Annotated in this window: 16 protein-coding genes and 1 pseudogene; 9 read left to right on the top strand and 8 right to left on the bottom strand. The window is 72.5% G+C overall.

Going from position 1 to position 18767, the window contains the following annotated elements:
• Positions 1 to 56: 56 nt before the first annotated feature.
• The 4 genes from ACFQH9_RS18355 to kdpF are packed head-to-tail and all read right to left on the bottom strand — an operon-like array spanning position 57 to position 4486.
• Positions 57 to 680, bottom strand: coding sequence for a potassium-transporting ATPase subunit C (locus ACFQH9_RS18355; protein WP_379567362.1), 624 nt, complete (start codon positions 678 to 680; stop codon positions 57 to 59).
• On the bottom strand, positions 680 to 2725 hold the full coding sequence (gene kdpB, locus ACFQH9_RS18350) for a potassium-transporting ATPase subunit KdpB (RefSeq protein WP_379567361.1): 2046 nt from the start codon (positions 2723 to 2725) through the stop codon (positions 680 to 682). The genes ACFQH9_RS18355 and kdpB overlap by 1 nt, the downstream gene beginning before the upstream one ends.
• A complete protein-coding gene (gene kdpA, locus ACFQH9_RS18345; RefSeq protein ID WP_379567360.1) occupies positions 2722 to 4383 on the bottom strand; it encodes a potassium-transporting ATPase subunit KdpA in 1662 nt (553 codons plus the stop codon). The genes kdpB and kdpA overlap by 4 nt, the downstream gene beginning before the upstream one ends.
• Position 4384: 1 nt before the next feature.
• Positions 4385 to 4486 (bottom strand): K(+)-transporting ATPase subunit F, encoded by a 102-nt coding sequence (gene kdpF / locus ACFQH9_RS18340; RefSeq protein WP_379567359.1) that lies wholly within the window; start codon positions 4484 to 4486, stop codon positions 4385 to 4387.
• Positions 4487 to 5006: 520 nt separating this feature from the next.
• Between kdpF and ACFQH9_RS18335 the strand changes: the two genes are divergently transcribed.
• Complete coding sequence (locus tag ACFQH9_RS18335) at positions 5007 to 5951, top strand: bile acid:sodium symporter (protein WP_379567396.1); 945 nt, start codon at positions 5007 to 5009, stop codon at positions 5949 to 5951.
• Between the two features lie 62 nt (positions 5952 to 6013).
• Positions 6014 to 6181, top strand: a pseudogene (locus tag ACFQH9_RS18330) (cytochrome P450); the annotation flags it as partial.
• A gap of 6 nt (positions 6182 to 6187) precedes the next feature.
• Here the strand turns inward: ACFQH9_RS18330 and ACFQH9_RS18325 are convergent.
• Positions 6188 to 8866, bottom strand: a complete 2679-nt coding sequence (locus ACFQH9_RS18325; RefSeq protein ID WP_379567358.1) for a LuxR C-terminal-related transcriptional regulator — start codon at positions 8864 to 8866, stop codon at positions 6188 to 6190.
• Positions 8867 to 9132: 266 nt separating this feature from the next.
• On the opposite strand from ACFQH9_RS18325, the gene ACFQH9_RS18320 reads away from it, so the two are divergent.
• The 3 genes from ACFQH9_RS18320 (at position 9133) to ACFQH9_RS18310 (ending at position 13425) form a co-directional block, all read left to right on the top strand.
• Positions 9133 to 9555, top strand: a complete 423-nt coding sequence (locus ACFQH9_RS18320; protein ID WP_379567357.1) for a hypothetical protein — start codon at positions 9133 to 9135, stop codon at positions 9553 to 9555.
• A 23-nt stretch (positions 9556 to 9578) separates the two neighbouring features.
• Complete coding sequence (locus ACFQH9_RS18315) at positions 9579 to 10847, top strand: alpha/beta hydrolase family protein (protein WP_379567356.1); 1269 nt, start codon at positions 9579 to 9581, stop codon at positions 10845 to 10847.
• Between the two features lie 652 nt (positions 10848 to 11499).
• Entirely contained in the window at positions 11500 to 13425 is a 1926-nt protein-coding gene (locus ACFQH9_RS18310; protein ID WP_379567355.1) for a potassium transporter Kup, read from the top strand.
• A 229-nt stretch (positions 13426 to 13654) separates the two neighbouring features.
• Here the strand turns inward: ACFQH9_RS18310 and ACFQH9_RS18305 are convergent, their stop codons facing one another.
• Positions 13655 to 13936: a hypothetical protein gene (locus ACFQH9_RS18305; RefSeq protein WP_379567354.1), complete on the bottom strand. Its 282-nt coding sequence runs from the start codon at positions 13934 to 13936 to the stop codon at positions 13655 to 13657.
• 259 nt (positions 13937 to 14195) lie between these two features.
• Between ACFQH9_RS18305 and ACFQH9_RS18300 the strand changes: the two genes are divergently transcribed.
• The 3 genes from ACFQH9_RS18300 to ACFQH9_RS18290 are packed head-to-tail and all read left to right on the top strand — an operon-like array spanning position 14196 to position 15633.
• Positions 14196 to 14558: an ArsR/SmtB family transcription factor gene (locus ACFQH9_RS18300; RefSeq protein WP_379567353.1), complete on the top strand. Its 363-nt coding sequence runs from the start codon at positions 14196 to 14198 to the stop codon at positions 14556 to 14558.
• Positions 14555 to 15067 (top strand): SRPBCC family protein, encoded by a 513-nt coding sequence (locus tag ACFQH9_RS18295; protein WP_379567352.1) that lies wholly within the window; start codon positions 14555 to 14557, stop codon positions 15065 to 15067. Before ACFQH9_RS18300 ends, ACFQH9_RS18295 begins: the two co-directional genes overlap by 4 nt.
• Positions 15064 to 15633 carry a TIGR03086 family metal-binding protein gene (locus ACFQH9_RS18290; RefSeq protein ID WP_379567351.1) on the top strand — a complete coding sequence of 190 codons (570 nt, stop codon included), beginning with the start codon at positions 15064 to 15066 and terminating at the stop codon, positions 15631 to 15633. The genes ACFQH9_RS18295 and ACFQH9_RS18290 overlap by 4 nt, the downstream gene beginning before the upstream one ends.
• Positions 15634 to 15648: 15 nt before the next feature.
• Here ACFQH9_RS18290 and ACFQH9_RS18285 read toward each other — a convergent pair whose 3' ends face one another.
• Positions 15649 to 15810, bottom strand: a complete 162-nt coding sequence (locus ACFQH9_RS18285; RefSeq protein WP_379567350.1) for a hypothetical protein — start codon at positions 15808 to 15810, stop codon at positions 15649 to 15651.
• Between the two features lie 406 nt (positions 15811 to 16216).
• Here ACFQH9_RS18285 and ACFQH9_RS18280 point away from each other — a divergent pair, with 406 nt between their 5' ends.
• Positions 16217 to 17602, top strand: coding sequence for an alkaline phosphatase PhoX (locus ACFQH9_RS18280; protein WP_379567349.1), 1386 nt, complete (start codon positions 16217 to 16219; stop codon positions 17600 to 17602).
• A gap of 117 nt (positions 17603 to 17719) precedes the next feature.
• Here ACFQH9_RS18280 and ACFQH9_RS18275 read toward each other — a convergent pair whose 3' ends face one another.
• A complete protein-coding gene (locus ACFQH9_RS18275; RefSeq protein WP_379567348.1) occupies positions 17720 to 18658 on the bottom strand; it encodes an NADP-dependent oxidoreductase in 939 nt (312 codons plus the stop codon).
• Between the last annotated feature and the right edge of the window lie 109 nt (positions 18659 to 18767).

Raw genomic sequence — 18767 nt, 5'->3', positions numbered from 1 at the left:
TCGCCCCTCCGGTGGTCACGACCCCACCCCGTCAGTGCGGGACCCGCCCACCGCGCTCACCCGCCGGGCCGCTGCGCGGCGGCCACCGCCAGGTTGAGCCCGGTGACGTTCACGGTCGGCTCGCCCAGGAACCCGAGTATGCGCCCGTCGGTGGCCTGCGCGACGAGGTCCCGGACCCGGCCGACGGGCAGCCCGGTGACCCGCGCGACGCGGTCGACCTGCAGGGCGGCGTAGGCCGGGCTGATGTCCGGGTCGAGTCCGGACGCCGAGGCGGTGACCGCGTCGGTCGGCACGGTCTCGGGCGGGACGCCCTCCCGCTGCGCGATCAGCGCACGCCGCCGCGAGACCGCGTCGAGCAGGTCCTGCGAGTCACCGGCCTCGTTGGAGCCGCCGGAGGTCCTGGTGTCGGCCGGGCCGAGCACGTCCTCGGACGAGGCTGCGGGCCGGGTGTGGAAGTACGGGTCCGCGGCGGGGTCGGCGGGAACCGGGTCGACACCGATCACCGAGGACCCGACGACGGTGCCGTTCCGGGTGACCAGCGAGCCCTCCGCACCCCCGGAGAGCCCGGGGATCCGCGAGACGCCCCAGACGACGAGCGGGTAGACGATGCCGCAGAGCAACGTGAGGAGGATCAGCAGCCGCAGACCGGTCCCGGTCTGCCTGCGCAGTGTGGAGAGCATCAGAGTCCCGGGATCAGACGGACGAGGAGGTCGATGAGGAAGATGCCGAGGAAGGGCGTGACGACGCCGCCGAGGCCGTAGACCAGCAGGTTGCGGCGCAGCAGGCCCGACGCCGAGCGGGGCCGGTACCGCACGCCGCGCAGCGCCAGCGGGATCAGCACGACGATGATCAACGCGTTGAAGACGACCGCCGAGAGGATCGCGGACCGCGGCGAGTGCAGGCCCATGACGTTCAGCAGGCCCAGCGACGGGTACAGCGCGGCGAACATCGCCGGCAGGATCGCGAAGTACTTCGCCAGGTCGTTGGCCACGGAGAAGGTGGTCAGCGCGCCGCGGGTGATCAGCAGCTGCTTGCCGACCTCCACGACGTCGATCAGCTTCGTCGGGTCGGAGTCGAGGTCGACCATGTTGCCGGCCTCCTTGGCCGCGGCCGTCCCCGTGTCCATCGCGACGCCGACGTCCGCCTGCGCGAGCGCGGGCGCGTCGTTGGTGCCGTCGCCGGTCATCGCGACCAGCCGCCCGCCCTCCTGCTCCCGGCGGATGTAGGCCATCTTGTCCTCGGGCGTCGCCTCGGCGAGGTGGTCGTCGACGCCCGCCTCCGCCGCGATCGCCCGCGCGGTGCGGGGGTTGTCGCCGGTGACCATCACCGTGCGGATGCCCATGGCGCGCAGCTCGGCGAACCGCTGCGCGATCCCCGGCTTGACCACGTCGGACAGCCGGATGACGCCGAGGACCCGGTCGCCCTCGGCGACGACGAGCGGGGTGGCACCCTCGTCGGAGACGGCGTCGACCAGCCGGTCGACCTCGCCGCTCTGCACGCCGGTCGCCGCGAGCACCGCGGACGCGGCGCCCTTGCGGATCCGGCGGCCGTCGATGTCCAGGCCGGACATCCGGGTCCGGGCGGTGAAGGGCACGAACTCCGCCCTGGCCTCGTGGGCCGAGGCCTCCGGTGCCAGCCCGTACTCCCGTGCGCACAGGGCGACGACGCTGCGGCCCTCCGGGGTCTGGTCGGCGAGGCTGGACAGCCGCGCCGCCTCGGCCAGTTCCCGCGGCCCCGCCCCGCCCGTCGGGATCAGCTCGGTGGCCTGCCGGTTGCCGAAGGTGATGGTGCCGGTCTTGTCCAGCAGCAGCGTGTCGATGTCGCCCGCGGCCTCGACGGCACGGCCGGACCTGGCGAGCACGTTGCGTTGCACCAGCCGGTCCATCCCGGCGATGCCGATCGCGGAGAGCAGGGCGCCGATCGTCGTCGGGATGAGGCAGACCAGCAGGGCCACCAGGACGACGACGGACTGCGGGCCGCCGGCGTAGGCGCTCATGGGCTGCAGCGCGACGACGGCGAGCAGGAAGATGATCGTCAGCGCCGCCAGCAGGATCGTCAGGGCGATCTCGTTCGGCGTCTTCTGCCGCCGCGCGCCCTCGACCAGCGCGATCATCCGGTCGACGACGCTCTCGCCCGGCGTGGTCGTGATCTCCACGACGATGCGGTCGGACAGCACGGTCGTCCCGCCGGTGACGCCGGAGCGGTCGCCGCCGGCCTCGCGCACGACCGGCGCGGACTCACCGGTGATCGCCGACTCGTCCACGGTCGCGATGCCCTCGACGACGTCGCCGTCGCCGGGGACGGTCTCCCCGGCCTCGACGACGACCCGGTCCCCGACGCGCAGCTCCGCGGCACCCCTGGTGGTGCCGTCGAGCAGCCGCGCGACGGTGTCCCGCTTGGTCCTGCGCAAGGTCTCGGCCTGGGCCTTGCCGCGGCCCTCGGCGACGGCCTCGGCCAGGTTCGCGAACAGCACCGTGAACCACAGCCAGGCGGCGACGAGCCAGCCGAAGAGCGTCGGCTGCCGGACCGCGTCCAGCGTGACCAGCACGGACCCGGTCCAGACGACGAACACGACCGGGTTGCGCAGCTGGGCCTTCGGGTGGAGCTTGCGCAGCGCGTCGGGCAGCGAGGCCCACAGCTGCGCGGGCCGGAACGCGCCGGCCTTCACCGCGGAGCGGGCGGAGGAGGTCTCCTCGGCCCTCCGTTCGAGGGTGGGGGTGGTCATGCGAGTGCCTCCGCGAGCGGACCCAGGGCGAGCGCCGGGAAGAAGGTGAGGGCGGCGACGAGGAGCAGGGTGCCGCCGACGAGGACGCCGAAGAGCGGCTCGTCCGTGGGCAGCGTCCCGGCTCCTGCCTCGACGCGCTTCTGCTGCGCCAGCGAGCCTGCGAGCGCGAGCACGGCGAGGATCAGCACGAAGCGGCCGAACAGCATCGCCAGCCCCAGCGCGGACTGGAAGAAGTCGCCGGTCACCGTGAGGCCGGCGAAGGCGGACCCGTTGTTGTTGGCGGCGCTGGCGAACGCGTAGAGGACCTCGGTGAAGCCGTGGGCGCCGTCGTCGTTCAGGGCGTCGAGGGTGCTGGGCAGGGCGATCGCCAGGCCCGCGCCCAGCAGCACGACGGCGGGCATCACCAGCATGTAGACCGCGGCCGCGGTGACCTCCCGCTGGCCCAGCTTCTTGCCGAGGTACTCGGGCGTGCGCCCGACCATCAGGCCGGCGAGGAACATCGCGACGATCGCGATCACCAGGATGCCGACCAGCCCGACCCCGACACCGCCGGGTGCGACCTCGCCGAGCAGCATGTTCAGCAGGGTCACCCCGCCCGCGCCGCCCGTGTAGCTGTCGTGCAGCGAGTTGACCGCGCCCGTGGACGTCCCGGTGGTCGAGACCCCGAAGAGGATCGACGTGGGGATGCCGAAGCGGACCTCCTTGCCCTCCAGCGCGCCGCCCGCGGCGAGGGTGGCCGGGCCGTTGGGGTGGGTCTCGGCGAACCACGCCACGGCGAGCAGGGCACCCCACAGCACCCCCATGACCGACAGCAGGACGGTGCCCTGGCGGCGGTTGCCGACCATGGTGCCGAAGGTGCGGGTCATGGCGACCGGGATCACGAGCATCAGGAAGGTCTCGAGCAGGTTCGACAGGGCGTTCGGGTTCTCGAACGGGTGCGCGGAGTTGGCGTTGAAGATCCCGCCCCCGTTGGTGCCGAGCATCTTCACGGCCTCCTGCGCGGCCGTCGGCGCCAGGGGCAGGGTGTGCGTCGACCCGTCGACCCCGGTCACGTCCGCACCCGAGCGCAGCGACATCGTCACCCCCGTGAGCAGCAGCAGGACCGCGCCGACGAACGCCAACGGCAGCATGATCCGGACGGTGGCGCGCGTGAGGTCGACCCAGAAGTTGCCGATCCGGTCCGTCCCCGAGCGGACGAAGCCGCGGACCAGCGCCGCGGCGACGGCGAGGCCGACGGCGGCGGACAGGACGTTCTGGACCGTCAGCCCGGCCATCTGCACCGTGTTCCCGAGGACCTGCTCGGGGACGTAGGACTGCCAGTTCGTGTTGGTCACGAACGAGATCGCGGTGTTGAACGCCACCGCGGGCTCGACGGCACCGCGACCGGAGGACAGCGGCAGCAGGGGCTGGAGCCGCTGCAGCAGGTAGAGCAGCACGACCGAGACGAACGAGAAGCCGAGCACGCCGGCGGCGTAGGTGGGCCAGCGCTGGCCGGAGCGGGCGTCGACCCGGACGAGCCGGTAGAGCGCGGCCTCGATCCGCCAGTCCTTCTCGCTCGTGAACACCGTGGCCATGTAGTCGCCGAGCGGGGCGTAGCAGGCCGCGAGCAGCACCAGCAGCAGCGCGACCTGCAGGAGGCCGGCGAGGGTGTCGTCCACGTCAGAACCTCTCCGGCCGCACCAGGGCCACCACGAGGTGGACGAGCAACGCGAGCGCCACGACCCCGCCCACCACGTTCGTCACGAGGTCGGCGGTACTCACAGGCGCTCCAGACCGCGCAGGCACAGCACCAGGACGGCGAACCCGCCGAGCAGCAGCAGTGCGTAGAGCACATCGGCCACCGGACAACTCCTCACACTCGGCCGCCGGACCCTCCGGCGAGACCGACGGCGAGTCTGGGCCGGGCCGGGAGCGGTGTGGGGACTCCGAACAGGACCTTGACGTCCCGCCGCCCGATCTTGACGCGATCTTGACGGCCCGAGACGCGTGCTGTCGTTCGTCACCTGTGCAGGACGGGGTCCGGGACGCATGACCAGCGTCACCCTGCAGTCCGTACCCGGGTACGGGCTTACCGTCGTCCCCGAGAGGAACGTGGTGGTCGACGTCCGGGTGCCGGCGGAGAGGGCCGGCGTCCTCGACGGCCTGGTCGAGCAGGCCCGGCGGACCCGCGCGGCGCGGCCCCACCGCGGCAGGGCGATCGGCGCCGTCGACGAGCGGCGGGACGGAGGACCACGTGAGCGGGACCGGGAGCAGCACCGCCGGCGCCGGCCTGGTGGCACGGATGGAGCGCCACCAGGTCCCGATCTACGTCGGCGCCATCGTGGCGGGCCTGCTGGTGGGGTCGGTCGCCCCCGGCGCGGGGGCGGGCCTGGAGATCGCGATCAACCCGGTCCTGGGCCTGCTGCTCTACGTGACCTTCCTGCAGGTCCCCGCGCGGGCGCTGCTGCGGTCGCTGCGAGCCGGGCGGTTCCTCGGCGCGGCGCTGGCGGTGAACTTCGTGGTCGTCCCGCTGGTCGTCGCCGCGCTGGTCGGGTTCCTGCCCGCCGACCAGGGCGTGCGCCTCGGGGTGCTGCTCGTGCTGCTCGCGCCCTGCGTGGACTACGTGATCGTGTTCTCCGGGCTCGCCGGGGGCAGCAGCGACCGGCTCCTGGCCGCCACCCCGCTGCTGCTGATCGCGCAGATGCTGCTGCTGCCGCCCTTCCTGCTGCTGTTCCTCGGGCCGGGGCTGGCGGAGGTCGTCGACGTCGGCCCGTTCGTCGAGGCCTTCCTCGTCCTGATCGTGATCCCGCTGGCCCTGGCCTGGCTGACCCAGGCCTGGGCCGCCCGGCACCGGACCGGGACGACGGTCGTCGGTGCCGCCGGGGCGCTGATGGTGCCGCTGATGGTGGCGACGCTGCTCGTCGTGGTCGCCTCGCAGGTGCCGAAGGTGGGCGGCGACCTGTCCGCCGTCGCCGCCGTCGTGCCTTCCTACGTGGTCTTCCTGGTCGTGATGGTGCTCCTCGGGACCGTGGTCGCGCGCCTGTTCCGTCTCGGCCCGGCGGAGGGACGCGCGATCGTGTTCACCGGGGCCACCCGCAACTCCCTGGTCGTGCTGCCGCTCGCGCTCGCCCTCCCGGACGCCTTCGCCGTGGCCTCGGTCGTGGTCGTCACGCAGACCCTCGTCGAGGTCGTGGGCATGGTCGTCTCCGTGCGGGTCGTCCCCCGGCTCCTGCGGACACGGGGCTGAGGCGCCTTCGCCGGGGCGCGGTGCTCGAGGCCCGTGCAGGGCCGGTGAAGGCGCCGTGAAAACCCCACGTGCTCGACCTGCGCAGCCGGGACGGCGTGCACCTGGCCTTCGGGCACGGCATCCACCAGTGCCTGGGGCAGCAGCTGCCCCGCGTCGAGATGCGGGTCGCCCTCCCCGCGCTCGTCGCCCGCTTCCCCACGCTGCGCCTCGCCGTACCGGCCGACGAGGTCCGGCGCCTACCCGGCCCGCTGGGTCGGCCGGACGAGTCGCACGAGCTCGTGCCGTGTCGACGTACCGGTCTTGGCGTAGGCGTTCGAGAGGTGGAACGCCACGGTGCTGCGCGTGACGAAGAGCTCCTTCGCGATCTGCGCGTAGCTGAGCCCGTCGAGCAGGAGAGCCGCCACCTCGCGTTCCCGGTCGGACAGGGGGGCGAGGGGGTCGTCCGCGGCCGGGCCGTGGTCGGCCGCGGGCAGCAGGGCCGAGGCGTAGGGCGCGGCTCCGAGCGCGAGGAGGGCGCGTTCCGCGCGGGTCCGTGTCTCGGCGGCCCCGGGGTGACCGTCGCGGGCGGCGGCGTTCGCGGCGTCGACCCACAGCAGGGCCTCGAACGAGAGGAGGTCCGGGAGCCCGTCCCGGGCCGTGGCGCCGAGGTGGTCGGCGACGGGGGTGCCGCGGGCGCTCCGGGCGAGCGCGCGGAGCCAGTCGATCGCTCCGGTGCGCCACGCTCCGCCCGTGCGGTTCGCGAGCTCGTCGGCCCAGCCGTCGGTGCCGTCGGGGTCGCCCGCCCAGGCGGCGGCGATGCCCATGGCGAGCAGCCAGAGGTGGGGGACGACCCCGCCGGCCTGCGTGCGGGGGTCGCCGAAGTCCGCGGTGCGCCGGGCGAGCCAGTCTCGCCGTCGTGCCGCGGTGCCGGCGAAGGCGAGGGCGGCGACGTCGGCGATGTCGCCGGCGTGGAGGACGGAGGGGAGCGGCCCGGCGAGCCGGGCGTCCCGGCTGTCCGCGAGGGGCGTGTCGAGGTCCGCGCCGCTCGCGATCGCGGCCAGCGGAACGGTCGCCGCGACGAGGGGATGCGGGACGTCGCGCGGCGCGGACCGCGCCAGGCCGATGGTGATGGAGGCGCGTCGCCAGTGGCCCCCCGTCCACTGGGCGAAGCCGAGGAGGGCGTGGAAGGCGCCGTCGCCGAGATCCATGGTCCCGTCGTTGATCTGGTCCGTGACGACGGTCAGGTCGTCGACGGCCTTGGTGGTGGATCCGGTCAGGGCGTAGGCCGAGCCGCGCCACGCCAGCCGGATGCGCCCGTCCGGTGAGGCCGCGAGGGTGGCGCGGTCGGTGGACATGGCGTCGTGGAAGCCCCAGAGATCGCGGCCGGGGGCCGTGGTGGTTTGCACGGCCTGGCCGTAGGCGAAGGTGAAGAGGGCGCGGAGCGCGGGGTCCTGCACGGCGGAGTCCGCGGCCTCCTGCAGCGGGACCAGCGCTTCGCCGGCGGGCCGGCCCGCGCCGATGGCCGTCCAGCCGCGCAGCACCCGTGCCCGGTAGGCGTTGAGCGGGTCGAGGGCGGCGAGGTCGGCCGGGCCGAGCGGGTCGAGGACGGCCGCGGCCTGCACCCACTGCTTGGCGGCCGTGAGCCGCATGGCGGCGACGACCCGGCGCTGGGCACTCGACGCCGCGTCGGGGTCGGCCCCGTCGACGCCGTGCCCGTCCCCGTCGTCGTGGGGGCCCTGGTCGTGGGCCAGGACCGCCTCGAAGTCGGCGTCGAGCTCGCGCCGCCGCCGCGCGGCACCGCCGGCGGTGACGCTCGCGGCCAGGCGCCGGAACCGCGTCGCCTCCCGGAACAGGGCCCGCTGGTGGAGCTGGTCGGCGTGCCGCTCGAGATCGTCGGCGAGCCCGTCGTCCGGGCCGGGGATCGCGGCGAGGCGGTGGCGCAGCCGCGCGCCGGCGTCGGTGACGCGGGCGGCCGCGGCCCGGTGCAGCCGGCGTCGGACGGGAGTGGGGATCAGCTCGTACACGGCCGCCCGGATGACGGCGTGGGAGATGCGCGCCCGCGCGAGGGCCGAGGTCCGGTCGATCACGACGAGACCCGCCTCGCGGAGCACGACGACCGCGCCGTCGACGTCGTCGATGCCGCCGACCGCGGCCGCCGTCGGGAGGTCGGTCCAGGCGTCGCCGAGGACGGCGAGGGTGTGGAGCAGCCGGGCCGCGCCCGGTGCGAAGGTGGTGACGCGGGTGTGCAGCGCGGCGGCCAGGTCGACGGGCGCGGGGAGCTCGCCGCGGGCGGCCAGGGCGGTCAGCTCCGGGACGGAGTGCTCCTGGAGCAGCGCGCGGATGTGCAGCGGGTTGCCGCTGGTGTGGGCACGCAGCTGCCGGGCGAGGTCGGCGGGGGCGGTGGGGTCGTGCGCGGCGACGAGGGCGGCGGCCGCCTCGTCGTCGAGTCCGTCGAGACGGACGAGATCGGTGACCGACCGTCGCCAGGCCGGGTGGCGCCTGCCGAGCGGCCGGTGCGCGGCGAGCACCAGCAGTCGGTCACCCGCGGCGCGCTGGACGAGCGCGGCCACGGTGTCGACGGACTCGGGGTCGATCCACTGCAGGTCGTCCAGCACCAGGCCGACGGGTCCCCTCGCCAGCAGCGGGTCGACCACCTGCGCGAGCAGCCGCGTCGCCTGCAGGAGGTGGCGGGGCGTCGGCTCGCCCGGGGGGAGTGCGCCCCAGTCGTGCAGGAGCTGGAACCGGTCGTCCTGGGCGCTCTCCTCGCCGTAGGCGCGGAGCACGGAGAAGCCGTCGAGCTGCCCCAGCGCCGCGCGGAGCAGGGTGCTCTTCCCGAAGCCGGCCTCGCCCTCGACGGCCAGGACCCCGGGGCCTCCCGCCCGGGCCGTGGCCGCGGCGGCGTCCAGCGCCTCGAGGATCGGGCCGGGCCACCGCACAGGTCACCTCACGACGAGAACTGTCCATTCCGGCTAGGTACGTGCGACTGGGCCGCGCCCACACTCATCCTATCCGCGACGAACGCGCACACACCACGATTCGAGGTGCAGCATGAACCCCGTCAAGATCGTGATCGGCTTCGTTCCCTTCCTGTTGCTCACCGTTGTCGGGCACTGGCTGCCGATCGGTTGGGCNGGCCCCCCCCGTCGTCGTGATCGCGATCACTGCGCGCGGCGGCCTCACGATGCTCCCGGTCGCCCAGGCCGTGATCCTCGTCGGCTTCGCGCTCCTGGGATTTCTCGCCGGGGCGTCCGTCTCGGCATTCCTCGGCGTGTACGGGCGGGGCCTCGCGTCGCTGGTCCTGGGTCTGTTCATCGTCCTGACCGCCACGTCGACGCCGTTCACCGCGCAGTTCGCCCGGGAGGCGGTGCCGCCGGCCGAGTGGGGCAACCCGCTGTTCGTCGAGGTCAACCGGAAGCTGAGCCTGGCGTGGGGCGCCGTCGTGCTGGTCCTGGGCGCCTGTCACGTCCTCGGCGCATTCCTCGACGCACAGCACGTCCACCCCGTGCTCGCGCTGCTCGTCGACTGGGTCGTGCCCATTCTCGCGTTCGTGCGCGTCATTTCCTACACCCGCCGAATCGCGGCGCAGCACTCGTCGCCGTCGGTCCGACCGTCATCCCACGGATGACCCGCTCCCGAGAGGAAACAGTCATGTCCGTCGTCTCCGATACGGCTCTGACGGTCGAGCAGCTCGACCGCCGGGGCACGACCTCGCACGAGGTGTACACCGCCGGCTTCTACGAGGGCGACCGAGACTTCAGCGTCCGCACGTTGTTGGGGAAGGCCACCCGGGGTGGCGCCGACATCGGCGAGGTGCTGGCCACCATCGCGGGTGTGAAACCGAAGGACGACGCCGGGTGGTTCGCCGCCTGGGTGGCCCTGGGCGACCGCATCGCAACCATCGCCGCCACGAGCGCCCAGGGTGGTCACCGGGTCAGCGCGGCCCGCGCCTACCTGCGGGCGGCCAACTACTACGCGGTCGCGGTGAACGCGATCGACGGCCTCGACAGCACCGAGCAGCTGCTGCCGACCTTCCGCGCCCACCGCGCCGCCTGGGAGGGGTTCCTGGCGAACACCCGGTGGCCGGTCGAACGGGTCGACATCCCCTACGAGGGCACCAGCATGCCGGGCTGGATCTTCCGTCCCGACGCCTCGACCGCGGCACGACCGACGCTGGTCATGAACCTCGGCAGCGACGAGGCGATCACCGGCGTGTGGAGCGAGGGCGCGGAGGGCGCGCTCGAGCGCGGCTACAACGTCCTGCTGTTCGAGGGGCCCGGCCAGCAGTCCATGCTGTTCGAACGCGGCATCCCGTTCCGCCACGACTGGGAGAAGGTCCTCACCCCGGTCGTCGACTTCCTCGTCGCCCGCGACGACGTCGACACCGACCGGATCACCCTGTACGGGGTGAGCCAGGCCGGCTACTGGGTGCCGCGTGCGCTCGCGTTCGAGCACCGCTTCGCCGCGGCGATCGCCGACGGCGGCGTCGTCGACGTCGCCCGCTCCTGGTACCAGCACATCCCGCACCGGATCCTCGCCGCCTACCTGAAGGGCGACAAGGAGCGCTTCGACAAGGAGATGGAGCTCGCCTTCCACCTGCCCGGCACCCGGGCGGGCAGGCTGGCCTGGGCCTTCCGCTCCCGCCCCTACGGGGTCGGCGGCTACTCCGCCGCGCTCGACGAGGTGGCCAAGTACGACCTGACCGAGGTCGCCGGCCGCATCACCACGCCCCTCTACGTCATCGACGCCGACGGCGACCAGTTCTTCGCCGGACAGCCCGCAGAGCTCGCCGCGCTCGTGCCCGGCTCGACCCACGTCCGCTTCACCCAGGCCGACGGCGCCAGCTACCACTGCCAGCCCCTGGCCCGCGAGCTCACCGAGCAGCGCATGTTCGACTGGATGGACGAGCAGATCCGCTGAACTCCCCAGAGCGGCGCGGACGGGTCTCGACGGCTGCCATTCATCGGCGGCTGCAAGCCCTACGTCCCGCTCGCGCGTCGGTGAGGTGGCGCCGGTGCGGGCGGTGCCGAGGACGCGCTGAAGACAGGCGTCATCGGCGGCGGGACGGGACCCGGGACTCGTTGCGCGGGCTGCACGGGACACCGGGCAGCCCTCGCGTTCGGAGGGGTCTCGCGCACGAGGGCTGCTCACCCACGGTTCACGCCCACGGCCATGGTCGGCGAGAAGTTCACCCGCGCTGACGAAGCGTGAACTACGTATGGACAGCGCACAGGTGCTTCGCCCGCGTGTCGCCCCGCAGGAGACGTCGAATTCCCGGCCGGCACTCCGGGCAAGTCCTGGCGGCCAGAAGGGTGATCACGGTCCCGCCACGGAGGAGACCGCCACGGCTGTCGCGGGTGTACGAACGTCGCAGATCTGGTGCGGCTGCCGCTACCCCACGCTCGTCGGTCCTGGCGTGCCGACGATCCGACTGCGCGCTCGACAAGTCGCGCAACTGTCGTACCACGCTCCGACTGCGACGGAGCAGACTGTGCCTGTGGATCAGCACGAGGCCCGCCCGCGCATACCGGCCGATCCGGCACCCGGGTCGGCGCCTGTGGAGTCGGCGCCGGTGGAGTCGGCGCCCTCGGACAGCCGGCCCGCGCATCCCGCGGCGCACTCCCGGGGCCTCGCGGGGCTGGTGCTCGGCGCACTGGGCATCGTGTTCGGAGACATCGGCACGAGCCCGCTCTACGCCGTCCAGACGGTGTTCTCGATCGACGACAACGCCGTCAGTCCGACGGTGGAGGACGTCTACGGGGTCGTGTCGCTGATCTTCTGGTCGGTCACGATCGTCGTCACGATCAAGTACGTGACCCTGGTGCTGCGCGCGGACAACGACGGCGAGGGCGGGATCATGGCGCTCGCCGCGCTGGTGCGCACCGTGTCGAGGCCGTTCGCGCGGCGGGCGGCGGTGGGGCTCGCGCTGGGGGTGGTGGGGGCCTCGCTGTTCTACGGGGACTCGCTGATCACTCCGGCGATCTCGGTGTTGTCGGCCGTCGAGGGGCTGGAGGTGGCGCGTCCGGAGCTGACCGAGCTCGTGCTGCCCGTCGGGGTCGCCATCCTGGCGGTCCTGTTCGTGGTGCAGCGCTGGGGCACCCACCGCGTCGGCCGGCTGTTCGGTCCGGTGATGGTGGTCTGGTTCCTGACTCTGGCGGTGCTGGGGGTGCCGCACATCGTGACGCACCCCGGGGTGCTGCTCGGGCTCTCGCCCACCTACGTGTTCTCCTTCGTCGTGGACCACCCGTACACGGCCTTCATCGCGATGGGGGCGGTCGTGCTGGTGATCACCGGTGCGGAGGCCTTGTACGCGGACATGGGGCACTTCGGGCGCCGGCCGATCCGCCTGGCCTGGTTCTCGCTCGTCTTCCCCGCCCTGATCGTCAACTACCTGGGCCAGGCAGCCCTGATCCTCGACGATCCCGGTGCGATCGACAATCCCTTCTACCTGCTGGCGCCGGGCTGGGCGCGGCTGCCGCTGGTCGTGCTGGCCACGCTCGCCACGGTGATCGCCTCGCAGGCGGTCATCTCGGGGGCGTTCTCGGTGTCCCGGCAGGCGGTCCGGCTCGGCTACCTGCCGCCGCTGACGGTGCGTCACACCTCGACGCGGGAGAGCGGCCAGATCTACGTTCCCGTGGTGAACTGGCTGCTGTTCGCCGGGGTGCTGATCCTGATCGTGACGTTCGGGTCGTCGGCCCGGCTCGCCACCGCCTACGGGCTCGCGGTGACCGGCACGCTGCTGCTGACGACGACCCTGCTGCTCATCTACGCCGGTACGGCGTGGCGCTGGCCGTGGTGGCGGATCGCGCTCGTGGCCGTCGTGTTCGGCGGGCTGGAGTCGCTGTACTTCGCGGCGAACCTGACCAAGATCGCCCACGGCGGGTGGTTGCCGGTGCTGGTCGCGGTCGTCGTGGTCACCGTGATGGCGACCTGGCAGCGCGGTCGTCGCATCGTCACCGCCCGGCGTGCCGAGCTGGAGGGCCCGCTCGCGGAGTTCGTGGAACGCATGCGGGTCGAGCGGATCCCCCGGGTGCCCGGCGTGGCGGTCTTCCCGCATCCGACGAGCGAGACGGCGCCGCTGGCGCTGCGGGCCAACGTCGAGTTCAACCACGTCCTGCACGAGCGGGTCGTGATCGTGTCCGTCGTGTCCGAGAACGTCCCTCACGTGCCGCCGGCCGAGCGCGTGACCGTGGACCAGCTCGGGCCGCACGACGACGGCATCGTCCACGTCGCCGCACGATTCGGTTTCCAGGACGAGCAGGACGTCCCGGCCGTGCTCCGGCTCGCCTGCGGGCACGCCGCGGAGCTCGACTTCGATCCCGCGGACGCGTCCTACTTCCTGTCCCGGATGACCTTGGAGCGCGGATCGCAGGCCGGGATGCACCGCTGGCGCAAGCGGTTGTTCATCGGGCTCGCCCACAACGCGGCCACTCCCGCGGGGTACTTCAAGCTGCCCGTGGACCGTACCGTCGTCATGGGGTCGCGGGTCGAGCTGTGACGGCGCTGTCGGTCCGGCGTGCCAGGCCGCCCGGGTCGAGCCCGCGGCAGCCTCGGCGATCCCGGTAGGCAGCGTCCTCGGTCCCGAGGTGTCCGCGGAAGCGGTCAGCGGATGACCTTGGTGATGATCGCCGTGAAGCGGAGCAGTTGGATGCGGACGACGGGGCCCTCTGGGCCGCGGATGATCGCCGGCGCCGGTTCTCGAGCCGCGACGAGCGAAGGCTGCCAGTTCAGTCCGGGAAGTTCGCGACGGAGCGCGTGGGGAAGCGCTGTCGTGAGTCGCCCGGCGATGTCGCGACGACTGCCGGCGGCGACGAGGTCGACGTCCTCGGAAAGGCGCCCGTCGGGGATGGCGACGGGCCAGGGCCGTTTCCGCCGATGAAGACGACCTCGTCGGTCGCCTCGGCGCTGATGGCGGCGAGGAGGTGCGAGATCAGGCGGTCGCGCAGGACCTGGGACTCGTCGACGCCGAAGGTCCGTGCGACGTCCTGGAGTTCGTCGGGGTCGAGCACGTCAGGTCCCGTGGGCGGTGAGGGCGTCGTCGAGTGCGCGGCGCGCTGATACCCATCAGAGCGCTGTCCGCGATGTGTCCACCTGTCCCGGCCACCCCGAGTGCAACGGCTTCCAGAGATGGCCTGACTCGCTGCTTCCCAGGGGCCGTCGGCGGCGCCGTACGACCGACGGCTCGCGTTCTCCATCAACCAGGCGGTTGACGTTCGTTGGGGGGCGGCCTAGGATCGTCAACCTAATGGTTGAGGTTTGGGGGCCGAGATGGGGGACCCGCTGTCGAAGGTGTTCGCGGCTCTCGCCGATCCGACCAGGCGCGACCTGGTGGCGCGGCTGACCGAGGGCGACGCCACGGTGGGGCAGTTGGCGGCGCCGTACCGGGTGAGCGTGCAGGCCATCTCCAAGCACCTCAAGGTGCTCGAGAAGGCCGGTCTGGTCAGCCGTTCCGCGGAGGGGCACCGCAGCCCGGTGCACCTGGAGGCGGAGGTCTTCGACCTGATGACGAAGTGGATCGAGCGCTACCGGCAGCGGGCCGAGGCCCGCTACCGGCGGCTGGACGCCGTGCTGGCGGAGATGGACGACGACGAGGAGGCCGGGCACCGCCCGGCGGGTGAGGAGATGGCATGAACGACACGATGACGAGCGCGACGATCGAAGCCGATCCGGCGGTCCCGATCATTCGCATCACGCGGGACTTCGCGGCCACCCCGGCCCAGCTGTTCCGGGCGCACACCGACCCGGAGCTCTTCGTCCGGTGGGTCGGCCCGGACGGGATGACGACCACCCTGGACCGCTGGGACGCCACCACCGGCGGCAGCTGGCGCTACGTCGCCACCCGGGAGGGCATGGAGTTCGGCTTCCACGGCTGCTTCCACGAGGTCCGGCCGGACCGGATCGTGCAGACCTTCACCTGGGAGGGCGACCCGGACGGGGTCGCGTTGGAGACGCTCACCTTCGAAGACCTCGGCGGCGGCCGCACCCGGCTGCGCGCACAGTCGCTGTGCGACAGCTTCGAGGGCCGGGACGCCTGGCTGCGCAGCGGGATGGAGGTCGGTGTGGACCAGGGCTACGCCAAGCTGGACGCCCTGCTCGCCAGCGGTCAGATCGCCGGGACCGCCGAAGGAGCCGAGGCATGACCCTCCCCGCAGACCCGGCCGAGCGTCATCGCGTGGTGACCGCCGGGTTCACCGCTCGGGTGCGGGGCGCGTCCGACTGGGACGCGCCGGCCCCGGTGCCCGGCTGGCGTGCCCGGGACGTGGTCGGGCACCTGGTCGAGTGGTTCCCGGATTTCCTGGAGAGCGCGACCGGGCTGGTGCTCGACCGCGGCCCGTCGCCGGAGGAGGACCCGGTGGCCGCCTGGCAGGTGCACGCCGACGCGGTGCAGCGGCTGCTCGACGGACCGGAGGTGGCCACCCCGTTCCGGCACCCGATGGTGGGGGAGATGCCGCTGCCGGTCGCGGTCGACCGGTTCTACATCTCCGATGTCTTCATGCACACCTGGGACCTGGCCCGCGCCACCGGCCAGGACGAGCGGCTCGACCCGCAGACCTGCGCCGACCTCCTCGCCGGGATGGAGCCGATCGAGGAGCTGCTGCGGTCGTCGGGGCAGTACGGGCCCCGGGTGCCGGTCCCGGACGACGCGGACGTGCAGACCCGTCTGCTCGGCTTCATCGGTCGCGACCCGCTGCGTGGCACGCCATGACGTTCACGTCGTCGCCTACGCCTCGTTGCCCGAAGTACTCGTTCCAGGCGTTGATGAACAGCAGGGCACCGAGGGAGGCGAGGGCACGACGAGGGCGGAGCAGAGGTTGGGCAGCACGACCCCGGCGATCGTGTCGAGCGTTCCGAGCTGGTTGAGCAGGACGTAGTCGGACAGCATCGTCACCTGGAACGGGACGAGCCAGGTTGCGACGAACAGCAGGTGGCGCGTCCGGGCGAAGCGGAAGCCCAGGCGGCGAAGGCGTAGCCGGCGAGTAGTCCGTCATCTTGTCGAGCGCTCGTGCGCGTCCAGGTTTCGCCGACGTTTGTCGGACGCAACGAAGCGTGGCGATTGCGACATCGCCAAGGCTCCGGTGGGAAGCCGGGATGCCGAAGGATGTGTGGTGCAGAGCGTTCATGTCGATCTTCGGCTCTGTTCACCGTCGATGCCCGATCTCGTCGGTTCGGTCCCTTTATCTGCCAGAGTCCGTCGCCACCCGAAAGAGGGATCTGTGACCACCTCTGACGCTTCCCACCACACCCCCGCGACTGCTTCCAGGACCGAAGCCGGCCTGAACCGACGAGCCTTGCTGCGCAACTCCGCAGCCGTCGGCCTGGGCATCGCCCTGTTCGGCAGTATCGACGCGATCGCGGGTCGTCCGGCGTTCGGCGCGCCGACCCGCGCAGCCTCCGGGTACGGGCCGCTGGTAGCGGATCCCCGCAAGCTGCTGTCACTGCCCGAGGGCTTCAGCTACAAGATCGTTGCCGAAGCGGGCGTCACCCGCCTGACCGACGGCGGCGAGCCCACGCCGAGCGACACCGACGGGACCGCGGCGTTCACGGTCAGGGACCGAACCGTCCTGGTGAACAACCATGAGATCGGTGGCGACGAAGCCTTCCCCGTACCTCACCGACCTGGTCTCACCTATGACGAGGGCGCGGCAGGTGGGACCACCAACATCGAGGTGAGCGCCACGGGCGACCGGCTCGCCGAGTACGTCTCCGTCGCAGGAACGCACAACAACTGCGCGGGTGGCGTCACCCCCTGGGGGACCTGGCTGACCTGTGAGGAGACCGAGGACAAGGCCGGCAAGTCCGTCGGCTCCGGAGTCCTGTCCAAGGACCACGGGTTCGTCTTCGAGGTCAGCCCGGTGGGGCAGGAGAACGTCGGCAACAGCCCGGTCCCGCTCACCTTCCTCGGGCGCTTCGCGCACGAGGCCGTCGCGGTCGACCCGAGGACCCTGGCCATCTACCTGACCGAGGACGCCAACGACCCGCACGGCCTGCTCTACCGCTGGATCCCGCCGAAGGGCTTCGAGGGTGGCAAGTGGACCCTGAAGGGCCTCGACGAGGACGCAGGGAGCCTGCAGGCGATGCGCTGCAGCCGCGGCAGCACGCACGTCAAGGACCTGTCGGAGGCGACCACACCCGGTACTCAGTACAAGGTGGACTGGGTCGAGGTGCCGGACAGGCTCGCCGGGACGACCTCGACCCGCAAGCAGTTCGCCGATGAGGCGATCACCCGGAGCCGCAAGTTCGAGGGCGCGTGGTGGGCGGACGGTGGCGCGTACATCGTCGCCAGCTACGCGCGTGCGTCGGACGGCAGCGTCAACGAGCACGACGGGCAGATCTGGTTCTACGAGCCGGGCAAGGAGCGGATCACCCTGAAGACGATCTTCACGGTCAACGCGACGCCGGACCAGGACGGCACCAACTTCGACGGCCCGGACAACATCACCGTCTCCCCGTACGGCGGGGTGATCCTGGCCGAGGACGGCGAGGGCGTGCAGCACCTGGTCGGGGTCACCGACCAGGGCAACTCGTACGCGATGGCCCGCAACGACCTGAACGGCAACGAGTTCGCCGGCCCGACCTTCAGCGGGGACGGGAAGCAGCTGTTCGCCGGCATCCAGTCCCCGGGCCACGTCTTCGCCATCACCGGTCCGTGGCGGCGACCGTCGAACGGGGCCTGAGTGCCGCACGCGCGGGTCGACGTCCGAACGGGCCCGCGCTGCGGCGCGGTGGACACGGCGGTCGCCGCGGTCCCTCGATCCCCCTCGCCGTGGCGTCGAGGTCCTCGCGAGGGGGTGTCAGTCGACGGGCGGGATCGCGACGACCTTGCCGTGGACCTGCCGCGCCTCGGCCTGCTCGTGGATCGCGGGCAGCTCGCTCAGCGGCACGCGACGGGCGATCTCCACGCGCAGTTCACCGCTGTCGACGAGGGCGACGAGGTGCGAGAGCGCGTCCGCGTCGGGGTGGACGAAGATCGTCGCTGCTCGCACCTTCCGCTCGTCGTCGCCGGGTGTCGGCACGGTCGGTGTCGTGGAGACGACCACGCCGCCGTCGCGAACCAGTGGGACCAGGGCGACGAACCCCTCCGCGGTGATCGGGGCCAGGTTGAGTAGCACGTCGACCGGCTCGGTCACCGCGTCGAGCAGTGAGGTGGCCGTGTGGTCGACGATCTCGTCCGCACCGGCCGCCTCGACGACCTCACCGCTGCGCGGGCTCGCCGTGGCGATGACGTAGGCACCGGCACGCTTGGCCAGCTGCGCGGCGTACCCGCCGACCGGACCGCCGGCGCCGTTGATCAGGACCCGCTGACCGGGCTGGAGCTCGCCGGCCTCGAACAGCGCCTGGAAGGCGGTGAGCCCGACCGACGGCAGCCCGGCGGCATCGGCCAGCGGGATGCGCGTCGGAGCCTTGACCACGGCCTCCGCCGGGGCGACGACGTACTGCGCCGCCGAGCCGTCGGCGGCCATGGGGAGGAATCCGACGACCTCGTCGCCGACGGCGAGGCCCTCCACTCCCTCGCCGAGCGCGTCGACCGTTCCGGAGACGTCGTAGCCCGGGATGTGCGGCAGTGTCACCGGGATCGGCAGGAAACCGCCGCGCATGCCGCCGTCGGCCGGGTTGAACGCCGACCCCGCCACCCGGAGGCGCACCTCGCCCGCGCCGGGGACCGGCTCCTCGACGTCCTCGTAACGCAGGACCTCGGGGCCGCCCGTCTCGTGGAACCGCACTGCCTTCATGACGCTCTCCTCAGCGACGTGCTTCGGATTCGAAGCAACTGCGGACGACGCTAACACTGCTTCGAATCAGAAGCAAGTACTTCGAGTTGGAAGCACTGATAGGCTCCGC

Source organism: Pseudonocardia lutea (assembly GCF_042658055.1).
GTDB lineage: Bacteria > Actinomycetota > Actinomycetes > Mycobacteriales > Pseudonocardiaceae > Pseudonocardia > Pseudonocardia lutea.
This window is presented reverse-complemented; position numbering and strand designations above follow the sequence as displayed.